This is a genomic window from Nocardia araoensis NBRC 100135, from assembly GCF_000308435.1.
Classification (GTDB): domain Bacteria; phylum Actinomycetota; class Actinomycetes; order Mycobacteriales; family Mycobacteriaceae; genus Nocardia; species Nocardia araoensis.
Genome location: NZ_BAFR01000067.1, coordinates 23,167 through 36,338, shown reverse-complemented (window position 1 = coordinate 36,338; position 13,172 = coordinate 23,167). Strand labels below are relative to the sequence as shown.

The following is a 13,172-nucleotide window of genomic DNA, read 5'->3' as shown; positions in this document are numbered from 1 at the left end:
ACCGCCTCCCGCGCCTGCGCCAGCACTTCGCCGAGCACCGTCGCGATGGCATCGAGTTCGGCCGCGGTGAGATTCGCCCGCGCGGTCAAGCGCAGCCGCGACGTGCCCTCCGGGACCGTCGGCGGGCGGAAGCAGCCCACGTCCAGACCACGCGCCCGGCAGGCCTGGGCGGCGTCGAAGGCCACCTGCGCCGGACCGAGCACCACCGACACCACCGCCGAAGGCGGCGCGGGCACACCGGCGATCCGGGCGATGTCCGCGGCGCGGGCCAGCACCCGCTCGGCCAGCTCCGGTCGCTCGCGCAGCACGCGCAGCGCGGCCCGCGCGGCGCCGACGGCGGCAGGCGCGAGACCGGTGTCGAAGATGAACGTGCGCGCGGCGTCGATCAGGTGGGCGCGCACCCGCGCACTGCCCAGCACCACACCGCCCTGCGCGGCAAGGGACTTCGACAGCGTCGCGGTGAGCACCAGGTCCGGCGCCCCGGCCAGGCCCGACTCGTGCACCAGCCCGCGCCCGCCCGCGCCGCGCACACCGATGCCGTGCGCCTCGTCCACCACGAGCACCGCCCCGTTGGCCCTGGTCACCCGGTGCAGTTCGGTCAGCGGAGCGAGATCGCCATCGGCGCTGAACACCGAATCCGTGAGCACCAGAGCGCGTTCCTCGGTCCGCGCCGACAGCAGCCGGCCCACCGCCGCGACGTCGCGATGCGGCGCGATCTCCACCCTGGCGCGGGAGAGCCTGCACGCGTCCACCAGCGACGCGTGACTGCCCGCGTCGGAGACCACCAGCGATCCGCGGCCGGCCAGCGCGGTCACCGCGCCGAGGTTGGCCGCGTATCCGGAGGCGAACACGAGTCCCGCTTCGGCGCCTACGAATTCGGCCAGCTCGGTCTCCAGCATTTCGTGCTCGGTGGTGGTGCCGGTGACCAGCCGAGACCCGGTCGACCCCGCACCCCAGCGCCGCACCGCCTCGACCGCGCCCTCGATCACCTCGGGGTGGCGGACGAGGCCGAGATAGTCGTTGGAAGCGAGATCGATCGACGGCGCTTGCGGGGCGCGGGGGCGCAGTTCACGGCGAAGTCCCGCGGCCACCCGAGCGGAAGCGCGTTCGTCCAACCAGCTCAACGGATCGGTAGTCACAGCTGGGCAGCATACTTGAACACCGTTCAGGGCACCCGCCCACAGGTCCGCTGGTACCGTTGAGCCCATCGTTGGTGGTGTCACCGGCCCGCGGTGACAAGCTGCACCGGGGAGGTACACGGCCGGATGCCGCGGTGGGCGATAGTCGTCGAGGAAACAACGGGCTCGGGCGATCACAAGCGCTGGTCACCCCGAATTCTCACGGAAGTGGTCGGCACGCGCGCCCAGGCACTGGCGAAGCTGGCCGGCGTGCTGCCCACCTACACCCCGGAGCATCCCAAATTGCGCGGTCGTCGCGTCGTACTCCGTGACGGCGACACCTACCTGCTGATGGTGCGCGGCTGGTCGGACGACTACCACTGCATCTTCCGGGTGTGGGAGGTGTTGTCCGACAGCGATCGTCCCGAGCTCGCCGACGGCTGCTCCGACCGGCTCACGGACCGGTGAACCAGTTCGGCGTATCCAGCCGGAACACCTCGCCGGGCGCCAGCAAGCGCAGATCGCGCTCCAACTCGGCCAGCCGGTCCGCGCCGAGCAGACCCGCCCAGCGATCGTGGATCCGATCGAACGTGCGCGCCGATCGGATCAGCACGTCCTCGGCGCGTTCGGTGAGTGTGTAGACCTTGCGCCGCGCGTCGGACGGGTCGTGCCCGCGCCGCAGGTAGCCCGACCGCTCCAGCGCCTCGATGTGCTTGCCCGCGGCCTGTTTCGAGACGCCGAGCGCGCGGCCGAGGTCGGCGGCCGTGCAGCCGTAGGGGCCACCCGCACGGCCGATCGCCTGGAAGACGAAGCCGTGCATCGGCCGCAACTCGGGGTGTCCGTGCCCGGCCAGATCCGCGTGCACCTCGTCGATCACGGCCCGGAAGGCGAGCAGCATGCGCAGCGGCAACTCGTAGCCACCCGCGTCACTTGACATGATGGACAACCTCGTTGACTATATGGACAACCATGTTGTCTATCTTAGAGGTGGTAGCCCGATGACCGTCATCCGACACTCCGACACCCGCCGCACCGAAACCGCGAGCGGCGTCATGACCACGCTCGCCTCCCCCACCCAGGGCGGCTCCGGACTCGCGCTGTGGCGGGTCGAGGTGCCCGCGGACACCGCGGGACCGCTGCACTTCATCGACGCCGAGCAGATCTGGACCGTCATCGCCGGACGGCTCGACGTCGCGCTCGACGGCACCGAACTGACCGCGGCCGAGGGCGATACGGTGATCCTCCCGCCGAACGCGCTGCGGCAGGTGCGCACCGCCGACGGCTTCACCGCCGTCGTCACCGCGCCGGCGGGGGCACGGGCGGGCACGCCGGACGGTGACGGCACCATCGTCCCGCCGTGGATCGCCTGAGCGGTCACCGATCGTTCTGCGCGGCGACCGCGGCGCGCATTCCGGCGGCGATCGTGGCGATGTCGCCGGAGGTGCTGATGAACGGCGGCATGGTGTAGACGAGATTGCGGAACGGACGCAGCCATACCCCGGCCGCCACCGCGGCGTCGGTCGCGGCGCGCATGTCGACCGGGCGGTCCAGCTCGATCACCCCGATCGCGCCGAGCACGCGCGCCTCGACCACACCGGGCAGCTCGCGCACCGGGGCCAGGCCCGCCGCCAGCTCCGCCTCGATCCGAGCCACCTCACCGCGCCAGTCGCGCGAGCGCAGCAACTCGATCGACGCGACGGCGACCGCGCAGGCCAGCGGATTGCCCATGAACGTGGGTCCGTGCATGAGCCCGCCGTGCGCCGCGCTGATCGTCTCGGCGATCCGCGTGGTGCACAGCGCGGCGGCGAGGGTGAGGTAGCCGCCGGTCAGCGCCTTGCCCACGCACATCACATCCGGGCTCACCCCGGCCGACTCGGCCGCGAAAAGCGTTCCGGTGCGGCCGAATCCGGTCGCGATCTCGTCGAAGACCAGCAACACGCCGTGTTCGTCGCACAGCCTGCGCAGATCGGTGAGATAGCCGGGATGGTGCCAGCGCATCCCGCCCGCCCCTTGGACGACCGGCTCCACGATGACCGCCGCGAGTTCGCCCGCGTGCGCCGCGAGCATGCGCTCCAGTTCCGTCACGTACTCCGGGTGGTACTCGCTCGGCGGCACCGGCGCGAACAGCTGGTTCGCCAGGACGTCGGTCCACAGCGAATGCATGCCGCCCTCCGGGTCGCACACGCTCATCGGGGTGAAGGTGTCGCCGTGGTATCCGCCGCGCCAGGTGAGCAGGCGCCGTTTCTCCGGCTTGCCCAGCGAACGCCAGTACTGCAGGCACATCTTCACGGCGACCTCGACCGACACCGAGCCGGAGTCGCACAGGAACACCTTGTCCAGCCCGGACGGCGTCGATTCGACCAGCAATTCGGCCAGCCGGGCCGCGGGCTCGTGGGTGAGCCCGCCGAACATCACGTGACTCATCCGCCGCGACTGCTCGACCAGCGCGGCGTCGAGCACCGGGTGCCGGTAACCGTGGATGGCGGCCCACCAGGAACTCATGCCGTCGACCAGTTCGCGCCCGTCGGCCAGGGTCAGCCTGGTCCCCGCGGCGGCGGCCACCACCAGCGGTTCGGTCGTCGCGGGAAAACCGCCGTACGGATGCCAGACGTGCTCGGCGTCGAGGGCGATGATCTCGTCAGGGGTCAGTGCCACAGGAATCCTCGTGTCACGGCCCCGATCGCCCGGGGCGGCTTGAACGCCGTTCAAGTTAGCATCCGAGCTGCGCGGGTCCGCAAGGGTGGGCGGAGTTCGGCCGTTTCCGCACCCGGTAGGGCCGTCGCGGAATATTCTTTGACGAAGTCAAAGATTGGAGCCGTCGTGACCGCTGCCGCCCCCGCCGACATCGCCGCCGTCCGCGAATTCAACCGCCACTACACCCGCGTGATCGGGGTGCTGCGGGAGGGACTGCACGACAGCCGCTACTCGCTCACCGAGGCGCGGATCCTGTTCGAACTGGCCGCGTCCGACGCCACCGAAGTGGTCGCGCTGCGGCAGGCCCTCGACCTCGACGCGGGCTACCTCAGCCGCATCCTGGCCCGGTTCGAACAGTCCGGCTTGGTGCGGCGCAACCGCTCGGGCAGCGACGGCCGCCGCCAGGAGGTCCGGCTGACCGACCGGGGCAGGGAGGTCTTCGCGACGCTCGATCGACGCTCCAGCGACGAAGTGGGCGCGCTGCTCGACGCGCAGCACCCGGCGTCCCGGGACCGACTGATCACCGCCATGCGGACCATCCAGCAGATCCTGGACCCGCCCGCCGACGCGCCGTCGTTCACGCTGCGCGCCCCGCGCTCCGGCGACTACGGCTGGGTGATCCAGCGTCACGCGGAGCTCTACGCGAACGAATACGGCTGGGACGCGACCTACGAGGAACTGATCGTGCGCATCGTGGCCGACTACCTCGCTACCCGCGACGAGCGGCGCGAGCGCGCCTGGATCGCCGAAGCCGACGGCCGCCCGGTGGGCAGCGTCTTCTGCGTTCGCGAGGACGACACCACCGCGCGGCTGCGGTTGCTGCTGGTCGAGCCGACCGCCCGCGGCCTCGGCGTCGGTTCGGCGCTGGTGGACGAATGCTTGCGCTTCGCCACGGCGGCGGGCTATCGGGAAATCGTGCTGTGGACCAACGACGTGCTCACCGCCGCGCGGCGCGTCTACCAGCGCGCGGGATTCGAGCTCGTCGACCAGCAGCCGCACCACAGCTGGGGCCGCGATCTCGTCGGCCAGACCTGGCGGCGGTCGCTCACACCCGCGGAGTGAGCCGCGCACCCGGTCGGGCGCCGCACGATGCGCGGGTCGCGTGCGCTTCCGTGACGCGCAGCACCGCCACCACTTGCCAGAGGGAAGGCCGACACGGCGAGAGTCGTTCGCCCGCGCTGTGCCGCGAGACCGTCCGGCGGTGCCACAACCGGCCGTCCCCGGTCCTCGCATACCTCGCCGATAGCCCAGAAAACGCCTCCGACCTCGCTCGATCCCCTCGGCCACAACCACAGGCACAACGGAATGCCCGGCTGGCGCTACTGTCGTTGCCATGGCTCAGCCCGACGCAGCGCCCGGTGACGCGGCACCTCTGGGTGTCTGGCCCGGCACCGCCTATCCCCTCGGGGCCACCTACGACGGCGCCGGCACCAATTTCTCGGTGTTCTCGGAGGTTGCCGACGCGGTCGAACTCTGCCTGATCGACGGGGACGACGCCGAGACCAGGATCGCGCTCGACGAGGTCGACGGCTACGTCTGGCATGCCTACCTGCCCGGGATCGATCCCGGTCAGCGCTACGGATTCCGCGTGCACGGCCCGTACGACCCCGACCGCGGGTTGCGCTGCGACCCGAGCAAGTTGCTGCTCGACCCGTACGGCAAGGCTTTCGACGGCGACTTCGACGATCACCCCTCGCTCTACACCCACGGGCTCGACTCGCTCGGCCACACCATGACCGGCGTGGTGATCAACCCGTACTTCGACTGGGGCGCCGACCGCGCGCCCAACCGGCCCTACCACGAGACGGTGATCTACGAGGCACACGTCAAGGGCATGACGATGACGCATCCCGAGGTGCCGGAGGAATTGCGCGGCACCTACTCCGGCATCGCGCACCCGGCGATCGTCGACCATCTGAAAGGGTTGGGGGTCACCGCGATCGAACTGATGCCGGTGCACCAGTTCCTGCACGACCGGGTGCTGCTCGACCAGGGACTGCGAAACTACTGGGGCTACAACAGCTTCGGCTACCTCGCGCCGCACAACGAGTACGCGACGATGGATCGGGCCGGGTCGGCGGTCACCGAGTTCAAGGCGATGGTGCGCGCGCTGCACGCCGAGGGCATCGAGGTGATCCTCGACGTGGTCTACAACCACACCGCCGAGGGCAACCACCGCGGCCCCACGATCGGCTTCCGCGGCATCGACAACGCCGCCTACTACCGCTTGGTCGACGACGACCCGTCGCACTACATGGATTACACGGGCACCGGAAACAGTCTCAACGTGCGCCACCCGCACACCTTGCAGCTGATCATGGACTCGCTGCGCTACTGGATCCTGGAGATGCACGTCGACGGCTTCCGCTTCGATCTGGCCGCGACGCTGGCGCGGGAGCTGCACGACGTGGACCGGCTGTCGACGTTCTTCGACCTGGTGCAGCAGGATCCGGTGGTGAGCCAGGTCAAGCTCATCGCCGAGCCGTGGGACGTCGGCGAGGGCGGCTACCAGGTGGGCAATTTTCCCAGCCTGTGGACGGAGTGGAACGGCAAGTACCGCGACACGGTGCGCGACTACTGGCGCGGCGAACCGGCGGCGCTTGGCGAGTTCGCCTCCCGGCTCACCGGCTCGTCGGACCTGTACGAGGCCACCGGCCGCAGGCCGAGCGCGAGCATCAACTTCGTCACCGCGCACGACGGGTTCACGCTGCGGGACCTGGTGTCCTACAACGAGAAGCACAACGAGGCCAACGGCGAGGACAACCGCGACGGCGAGAGCTGGAACCGCTCCTGGAACTGCGGTGTCGAAGGTCCGACCGACGACCCCGACGTCCTCGCCCTGCGCGACCGGCAGAGCCGCAACCTGCTGGCCACGCTGATGCTCAGCCAGGGTGTGCCGATGCTCGCGCACGGCGACGAGATGGGCCGCACGCAGCACGGCAACAACAACGTCTACTGCCAGGACTCGCCGCTGGCCTGGATGGACTGGTCGCTGCGGGAGAAGAACGCCGATCTGCTCGAGTTCACCCGGGCGGTGGTCGCGCTGCGCACCGCGCATCCCGTCTTCCGGCGCCGCCGCTTCTTCGCTGGCGGCCCGATCCGTTCGACGGACAATGCCCGCGACATCGCCTGGCTCACCCCCTCCGGCGAGGAGATGACCGGCGCGGACTGGGACAGCGGATTCGGCAAGTCGCTGGCGGTCTACCTCAACGGCGATGCGATCCCCGAGCCGGGCCCGCGCGGCGAGCGGATCACCGACGACTCGTTCCTGTTGTGTTTCAACGCCCACGACGCGGCTATCGACTTCGTGCTACCCGGCACCGACGACAGCGCGGAATGGTCGGTGGCGCTGGACTGTTCGACGCCGACCGGCCTGGCCGAGGCCGGGTATCCCGGCGGCGCGACCGTCACCGTCGAATCCCGTTGTCTCCTCGTCCTCCGCCAGGCCGCCTGACCCGAATGCCGATGAACGCACCCGATCCCACCGAGATGCACGTGACCGACCCGGTGTCCCTCCGACGCAAGCCCGCCCGCCAGACGACTGTCCGCAGCGCTTACCGGCTCCAGCTGCGACCGGACGCGCTGACTTTCGCCGAAGCCCGTGCCATCGCCGAATACCTACAGCAGCTGGGCATTTCGCACCTGTATCTTTCGCCGATCATGACCGCGGCGCACGGCTCGACGCACGGTTACGACGTCACCGACCCGACCACGGTCTCCGCCGCCCTCGGCGGGCCGACGGGGCTCAAGGCCCTCGCGGACGAGGTGCGCAGCCGCGGCATGGGACTGATCGTCGACCTGGTGCCCAATCACGTGGGCGTCGCCGATCCCCGGCAGAACGCCTGGTGGTGGGACGTGCTGCGGAACGGACAGGATTCGCGGTTCGCGTCGTATTTCGACATCGATTGGAGCCCGGGCAACGGCGCGGGCGGCCGGCTGGCGCTGCCGGTGCTGCAGAGCGAGAACGACCCGGCCGCCTTGACCGTGGACCGCTCCGGCGCCGAGCCCATGCTCGCGCTGCACGATCTGCGTTTCCCGATCGCGCCCGGCACCGACGGTGACAACGCCCTGCGCATCCACGACAAACAGCACTACCGGCTGGTGAGCTGGAAGGCCGGGCTGTGCACCTACCGGCGGTTCTTCGCCGTCAGCAGCCTGGCCGCGATCCGTCAGGAGAACCCCGAGGTCTTCGAGCTCACCCACCGCGAACTCGCCGCGTGGTGCGAGCACGACCTGATCGACGGCGTGCGGGTCGACCATCCCGACGGTCTGGCCGATCCCTCCGGTTACCTCACCCGGCTGCGCAGGCTGATCGGCCCGCACCGGCTGCTGCTGGTGGAGAAGATCCTGGCCAACCGGGAGCCGCTGGACGCGACGCTGCCGATCGACGGCACCACCGGCTACGAGGCGCTTGCCGACTTCGGCGGCGTGCTGATCGATCCGCGCGGCGAACACGCGCTCACCGAACTCTCGCGCCGGGTCGCCGGACACGGCAGCGACCGGGCCTGGATCGGCGAGACCGAGCATCGGATCAAGCGCGCGGTCGCCGAGACCATCCTGACGCCGGAGGTCCGGCGGCTGGTGGCCGCGATCAAGCAGGACGCGAACGCCGAGAGCTTCGACACCATGGCGCTGACCAACGCCACCATCGAGGTGCTGGCGTTCATGCCGGTCTACCGGGCCGACTACGCGCCGCTGTCGGGGATGACGGGCGCGGTGATCGCCGAGGTGGAGAAGCGCAACAGCGAACTCACCGCGCCGCTGGCGGTGCTGGTCGCGGCGCTGGCCGCCGACGGGGCCGCGGCCATGCGCTTCAGCCAGGTCTGCGGCGCGGTGACCGCGAAGGCGGTCGAGGACACCATGTTCTATCAGGCCGCACGGCTGGTCTCGTTGCAGGAGGTCGGCGGCAACCCGGCGCGCTTCGGCCACTCGCTCAACGAATTCCACCTGTCCAACAGCCAGCGCGCGCAGCGTTGGCCCGCGACCCTGACGACCCTGTCCACGCATGACACCAAGCGCGGCGAGGACGTGCGCGCCCGCATCGGCGTGCTGTCGCAGGCCGCGGAGACCTGGGCGCGCAACGTCGACTCCTGGCTGGAGACCACCCCGGCGCCGGACGGGGCGACGGCGTTGTTCCTGCTCCAGAACATGTTCGGGGTGTGGCCCGCGGACGGGCGACCGGCCGCGTCCGTGCCCGGCCTGCGGGAGCGCGTGCACGCGTTCGCCGAGAAGGCGATGCGGGAGGCCAACACCAAGACCTCCTGGGAGGAGCCGGACGGCGAGTTCGAGGCGGCGGTGCACGCCTGGCTGGACGCGGTGATCGATGGACCGGTGGGCTCCGAACTCGGCGACCTGGTGCACGAGCTGGCCCCGCACGCCTGGTCGGACGCGTTGTCGCAGAAGCTCCTGCAGCTGTGCGGGCCGGGCATCCCGGATGTCTATCAGGGCTGCGAACTGTGGGAGGACTCCCTCGTCGACCCGGACAACCGCAGGCCGGTGGACTTCGCCGCCCGCGCGGGCATGCTCCAATCGCTCACCGGCACGCCCGCGCTGGACACCACCGGAGCGGCGAAGATGTGGATCGTCGCCTACGCGCTGTGGTTGCGCCGCGAGCGTCCCGAATGCTTCGTCGGCGGCACGTACCGGCCGTTGTTCGCCACCGGCGACCACGCGCCCAAGGTGGTGTCCTACGCCCGCGGCCGCGCGGGCGAGGCCCCGGAGGTCATCGTCGCCGCCACCCGCCACAGCGTGAGCCTGGCCGAGACCGGCTGGGGCGACACGTTCCTGGACCTACCCGCGGGCAGCTGGACCGACCGGCTGACCGGCCACACCTTCCAGGGGCGGGCCAGGCTGGAGAAGATGTTCGCCAGGCTGCCCGTCGCGCTGCTCGTGCGCTGACAGCGCGGGCGCGGCGGCCACCGCGGGAGCATGCTCGAGCTGCTTCGAGAACACGCCGCGGACCTGCTCGAACGTCGCCTCCGGGATCACGCCGCCCAGTTCTTCGCGCCAGCGGCGCAGATTGGCGGGATGATAGTCCAGCGCGTCCTGGGCGCTGGCCGACAGCCGCACGCCCTGATCGGTGGGCATGGACATCCGGCGCCAGGAATCCCAGTGGAACCGGCGACTGCGCGGATTGCGCAGCGTCCGAACCACATTCAGGATGCGGTAGCCGATGCTCAGGGAATCGTGCAGCCGCATGTGGTCGCCGTCGGTGTGATCGCAGCGCTTCGACAGTGCGGCCAGCCGGTCCCGGTCGAAGGCCAGCCCGACCGACTCCGCCTCTCGGACCATCCACTGCAACGTCATATCGGACAGGCCGCATTCGGCGTAGCCGCCGCCGATGTCGCTGTGCACGCCGGGGAACCACACCTGCTTGACCCGCTCGAAGCCGCGCCGGTACTTCACCGTCGGTTCGACCGGCACCTCCCACACGGACGGTTCGAAGTTGCGCCGCCGCTCGTCGATGGCCAGGGCCTGGCGGGCGCAGTGCACGTGCCGGGAGAGCTTGACGTCGTGGAAGCGATGCCGCAGGGAGGTGATGCCGGGGACGCCCAGCGCGCCGACGGTGTCGAACACGCCGAGGAAATCGATCTTCGCTCTCCGGCAATACTTCCGGCGGAATTCCTGCCACTGCTCGGGCTCGGCCGGATCGGGGTTCTCCGGCGTCGGCGCGGGCGGGCGCTGCCGATAGATGCTCAGGGCGTCCGGGTACTTGCCATCGATCATCGCCTCGGGGGTCAGGATCCCGATACGGCTGATCAGGCCGGCCAGGCTACGGGCGGTGAAGGCGCCGCGGCTGAAGCCGAAGATGTAGATCTCGTCGCCCTTCTCCCAGTTCAACGCCAGATGCCAGTAGGCGGACGACAAGTTCGCTTCGAGTCCGAGTCCGAAGGCGCCGCCCATCAGGCGATCACTGAGGAACCCGCGAGCGCCCGGGCCGGAGACGTAGGTGACCCACTGCTGGATCGTCTCCCCCGACGGACCCGGCGCGTCGAACCGGATCGTCTGCGCGATCTTGACAATGTTCGAAACCGTGCTGCTCGACTCGGCCTTCCACGTGCCATCGCAACACACGATGAGTCGTTTCATGCGCTGATCCTCCCGCCGGCATCCCACCGAAACCCGCGTATTCGACTACTCGAATCATCGCCTGTGGCGGGGAATCGTTAATGCGAGACGAGCTACGACGTGCCGCCGAGACCGGCGACCGCCATGCCGATCAGCCACCGCGCCGCGCCGAGCGCTGCCGCGGCGAGGACCGCGATCTGCAGCGATCCGGTGATCAGGGCCAGGACGAGGCAGGTCACCAGGCCGACGACCAGTGCGTCGAGCTTGTATACCGGCCACGCGCTACCCGCGATGTCGATCGTGGTGCCGCGGGCCGAGGAGTGAACGACCGCCATCTCCTCAGGGTAGTCGCAATCGGAAGTTCGGGCCAGCGAACTTTTTGTCGCCGGGAACACATGTATTCGTCGCGGCGTTGCCGCAGATATGCCACTGACAGGTGAATACGAACCGAGTACCTCCGATTGGGCCCGTGAGCAGGCCGAGAAGTACGAGAACTCCGGCGGCACCGAGGGCGCGACCCTGCAGGGCGTGCCGATCATCCTGCTCACCACCAAGGGCGCGAAGACCGGCAAGCTGCGCAAGACGCCGCTGATGCGGGTGGAGCACGACGGGGAGTACGCCGTGGTCGCCTCGCTGGGCGGCGCGCCGAAGCACCCCGTCTGGTACCACAACATCAAGGCCGAGCCGCACGTCGAGCTGCGCGACGGCCCGGTCAACAAGGACTACACCGCGCGCGAGGTCTTCGGCGAGGAGAAGGCGCAGTGGTGGGAGCGCGCGGTCCAGGTGTGGCCGGATTACGCCAATTACCAGACCAAGACCGATCGCCAGATCCCGGTCTTCGTCCTCACGCCCAGGTAGCTTCCACGCAGGTAGCCAGCGTGTCACCGCCACCCGCCGCAGCTCGCCGCCGCGGCGGGTGGCAGCATATTCGGGGTGTCCAATCCGCTTGATGTTCTCGACGCACTGTCCGCTTCCCGTCCCGCGCTCACCGCGGACGAGATCGATGCTGCCGCCAAGCGAATTGCCGACGTCATTGATCCGACCCCGCTGCAGCGCAGTGAGCGGCTGTCCAAGCTGACCGGGGCGAACGTCTATCTGAAGCGCGAAGACCTCAGCGCGGTCCGCTCCTACAAGCTGCGCGGCGCCTACAACCTCGTGGTCCAGCTGACCGAGGAGGAACGCGCCGCGGGCGTGGTCGCGGCCAGCGCGGGCAACCACGCGCAGGGCGTGGCGTTCGCCTGCCAGGCGATGGGGATCAAGGGCCGCATCTACGTGCCGACCACCACGCCGAAGCAGAAGCGCGATCGCATCCGGGTGCACGGCGGGGAGTTCGTCGAGCTCATCGCGGTCGGCGAGACCTACGACGCCGCCGCCGCGGCCGCCGCCGCCGACGTGGAGCGCACCGGCGCGACCATGGTGCCGCCGTTCGACGACACGCGCACCGCGGCCGGTCAGGGCACCATCGCCGCGGAGATCCTGGAGCAACTGCCCACCACGCCCGACCTGGTGATCGTGCCCGTGGGCGGCGGCGGTTGCCTGGCAGGCATCGGCACCTACCTGCGCGAGCGCTCCCCGCGCACCGCCATCCTCGGTGTGGAGCCCGCGGGCGCGGCCTCGATGACCGCGGCGCTCGTGGCGGGCGGCCCGGTCACGCTGCCGGAGATCGATCCGTTCGTGGACGGCGCCGCGGTGCGCCGGGTGGGCGCCGTGCCATACGCCGCGGTGTCCGGATTCGGCGGGCGCGTGGTCTCGCACGCCTCGCTGCCGTTGCTGACCATCACCGAATCCCCCAGGGGCGCGGGCGCTTTCCAGATGATGCAGGTCGACGAGGGCGCGATCTGCACGACCATGCTCGACCTGTACCAGAACGAGGGCATCATCGCCGAGCCCGCGGGCGCGCTCACCACGACGGCGCTGGCCGAGATCACCGTCGACCCGGGCTCGACGGTGGTCTGCCTGGTGTCCGGCGGCAACAACGACGTGTCCCGCTACGGCGAGATCATCGAACGCTCGCTCGTGCACAGCGGGCTCAAGCACTACTTCCTGGTGGACTTCCCGCAGGAGCCCGGCGCGCTGCGCCGTTTCCTCAACGAGGTGCTCGGCCCGGAAGACGACATCACGCTGTTCGAGTACGTCAAGCGCAACAACCGGGAGACGGGCGCGGCGCTGGTCGGCATCGAACTCGGCGCACCGGACGGGCTGGCGCCGCTGCTGGAACGGATGCACCACTCCCCGATCCAGTGCGAGCGCCTCGAGCCCGATTCACCGGCCTACCGCTACCTGACCTGAGCC

The 13,172-nt window shown here is 70.0% G+C and carries 12 protein-coding genes; 7 read left to right on the top strand and 5 right to left on the bottom strand.

The window, feature by feature from the left end:
• Positions 1 to 1,139, bottom strand: a 1,139-nt coding sequence (locus tag ON21_RS09330; protein ID WP_039797213.1) for an 8-amino-7-oxononanoate synthase, incomplete at its 3' end; no start/stop codon positions are given.
• 93 nt (positions 1,140 to 1,232) lie between these two features.
• Between ON21_RS09330 and ON21_RS09325 the strand changes: the two genes are divergently transcribed.
• A complete protein-coding gene (locus ON21_RS09325; RefSeq protein WP_157170768.1) occupies positions 1,233 to 1,586 on the top strand; it encodes a hypothetical protein in 354 nt (117 codons plus the stop codon).
• Here ON21_RS09325 and ON21_RS09320 read toward each other — a convergent pair.
• On the bottom strand, positions 1,573 to 2,055 hold the full coding sequence (locus tag ON21_RS09320; protein ID WP_086006391.1) for a MarR family winged helix-turn-helix transcriptional regulator: 483 nt from the start codon (positions 2,053 to 2,055) through the stop codon (positions 1,573 to 1,575). The two genes, ON21_RS09325 and ON21_RS09320, sit on opposite strands and share 14 nt — an antisense overlap.
• 61 nt (positions 2,056 to 2,116) lie before the next feature.
• On the opposite strand from ON21_RS09320, the gene ON21_RS09315 reads away from it, so the two are divergent.
• Positions 2,117 to 2,488 (top strand): cupin domain-containing protein, encoded by a 372-nt coding sequence (locus tag ON21_RS09315; protein ID WP_039797198.1) that lies wholly within the window; start codon positions 2,117 to 2,119, stop codon positions 2,486 to 2,488.
• Positions 2,489 to 2,492: 4 nt separating this feature from the next.
• Here the strand turns inward: ON21_RS09315 and ON21_RS09310 are convergent, their stop codons facing one another.
• Complete coding sequence (locus ON21_RS09310; RefSeq protein WP_039797197.1) at positions 2,493 to 3,773, bottom strand: adenosylmethionine--8-amino-7-oxononanoate transaminase; 1,281 nt, start codon at positions 3,771 to 3,773, stop codon at positions 2,493 to 2,495.
• A gap of 165 nt (positions 3,774 to 3,938) precedes the next feature.
• Here ON21_RS09310 and ON21_RS09305 point away from each other — a divergent pair, with 165 nt between their 5' ends.
• The 3 genes from ON21_RS09305 (at position 3,939) to treY (ending at position 9,710) form a co-directional block, all read left to right on the top strand.
• Positions 3,939 to 4,874: a bifunctional helix-turn-helix transcriptional regulator/GNAT family N-acetyltransferase gene (locus ON21_RS09305; protein WP_039797196.1), complete on the top strand. Its 936-nt coding sequence runs from the start codon at positions 3,939 to 3,941 to the stop codon at positions 4,872 to 4,874.
• 271 nt (positions 4,875 to 5,145) lie between these two features.
• A complete protein-coding gene (gene glgX, locus ON21_RS09300; RefSeq protein ID WP_039797195.1) occupies positions 5,146 to 7,266 on the top strand; it encodes a glycogen debranching protein GlgX in 2,121 nt (706 codons plus the stop codon).
• A gap of 35 nt (positions 7,267 to 7,301) precedes the next feature.
• Positions 7,302 to 9,710 (top strand): malto-oligosyltrehalose synthase, encoded by a 2,409-nt coding sequence (gene treY / locus ON21_RS09295; protein WP_051020561.1) that lies wholly within the window; start codon positions 7,302 to 7,304, stop codon positions 9,708 to 9,710.
• Here treY and ON21_RS09290 read toward each other — a convergent pair.
• Together ON21_RS09290 and ON21_RS09285 are read right to left on the bottom strand one after the other, a co-directional pair.
• Complete coding sequence (locus ON21_RS09290; RefSeq protein WP_083880496.1) at positions 9,603 to 10,901, bottom strand: T6SS phospholipase effector Tle1-like catalytic domain-containing protein; 1,299 nt, start codon at positions 10,899 to 10,901, stop codon at positions 9,603 to 9,605. The two genes, treY and ON21_RS09290, sit on opposite strands and share 108 nt — an antisense overlap.
• A gap of 92 nt (positions 10,902 to 10,993) precedes the next feature.
• Complete coding sequence (locus ON21_RS09285) at positions 10,994 to 11,215, bottom strand: hypothetical protein (protein ID WP_039797194.1); 222 nt, start codon at positions 11,213 to 11,215, stop codon at positions 10,994 to 10,996.
• A gap of 88 nt (positions 11,216 to 11,303) precedes the next feature.
• Between ON21_RS09285 and ON21_RS09280 the strand changes: the two genes are divergently transcribed.
• Entirely contained in the window at positions 11,304 to 11,738 is a 435-nt protein-coding gene (locus ON21_RS09280) for a nitroreductase family deazaflavin-dependent oxidoreductase (protein WP_039797193.1), read from the top strand.
• Positions 11,739 to 11,813: 75 nt separating this feature from the next.
• Complete coding sequence (ilvA, locus tag ON21_RS09275) at positions 11,814 to 13,169, top strand: threonine ammonia-lyase IlvA (RefSeq protein WP_039797192.1); 1,356 nt, start codon at positions 11,814 to 11,816, stop codon at positions 13,167 to 13,169.
• Positions 13,170 to 13,172: the final 3 nt, after the last annotated feature.

Excerpts from the sequence above, each read along its gene's own strand:
- ON21_RS09315 (WP_039797198.1), top strand. The coding sequence starts at position 2,117 with ATGACCGTCATCCGACACTCCGACACCCGCCGCACCGAAACCGCGAGC.
- treY (WP_051020561.1), top strand. The coding sequence starts at position 7,302 with ATGCACGTGACCGACCCGGTGTCCCTCCGACGCAAGCCCGCCCGCCAG.
- glgX (WP_039797195.1), top strand. The coding sequence starts at position 5,146 with ATGGCTCAGCCCGACGCAGCGCCCGGTGACGCGGCACCTCTGGGTGTC.
- ON21_RS09280 (WP_039797193.1), top strand. The coding sequence starts at position 11,304 with ATGCCACTGACAGGTGAATACGAACCGAGTACCTCCGATTGGGCCCGT.
- ON21_RS09290 (WP_083880496.1), bottom strand. The coding sequence starts at position 10,901 with ATGAAACGACTCATCGTGTGTTGCGATGGCACGTGGAAGGCCGAGTCG.
- ON21_RS09285 (WP_039797194.1), bottom strand. The coding sequence starts at position 11,215 with ATGGCGGTCGTTCACTCCTCGGCCCGCGGCACCACGATCGACATCGCG.
- ON21_RS09320 (WP_086006391.1), bottom strand. The coding sequence starts at position 2,055 with ATGTCAAGTGACGCGGGTGGCTACGAGTTGCCGCTGCGCATGCTGCTC.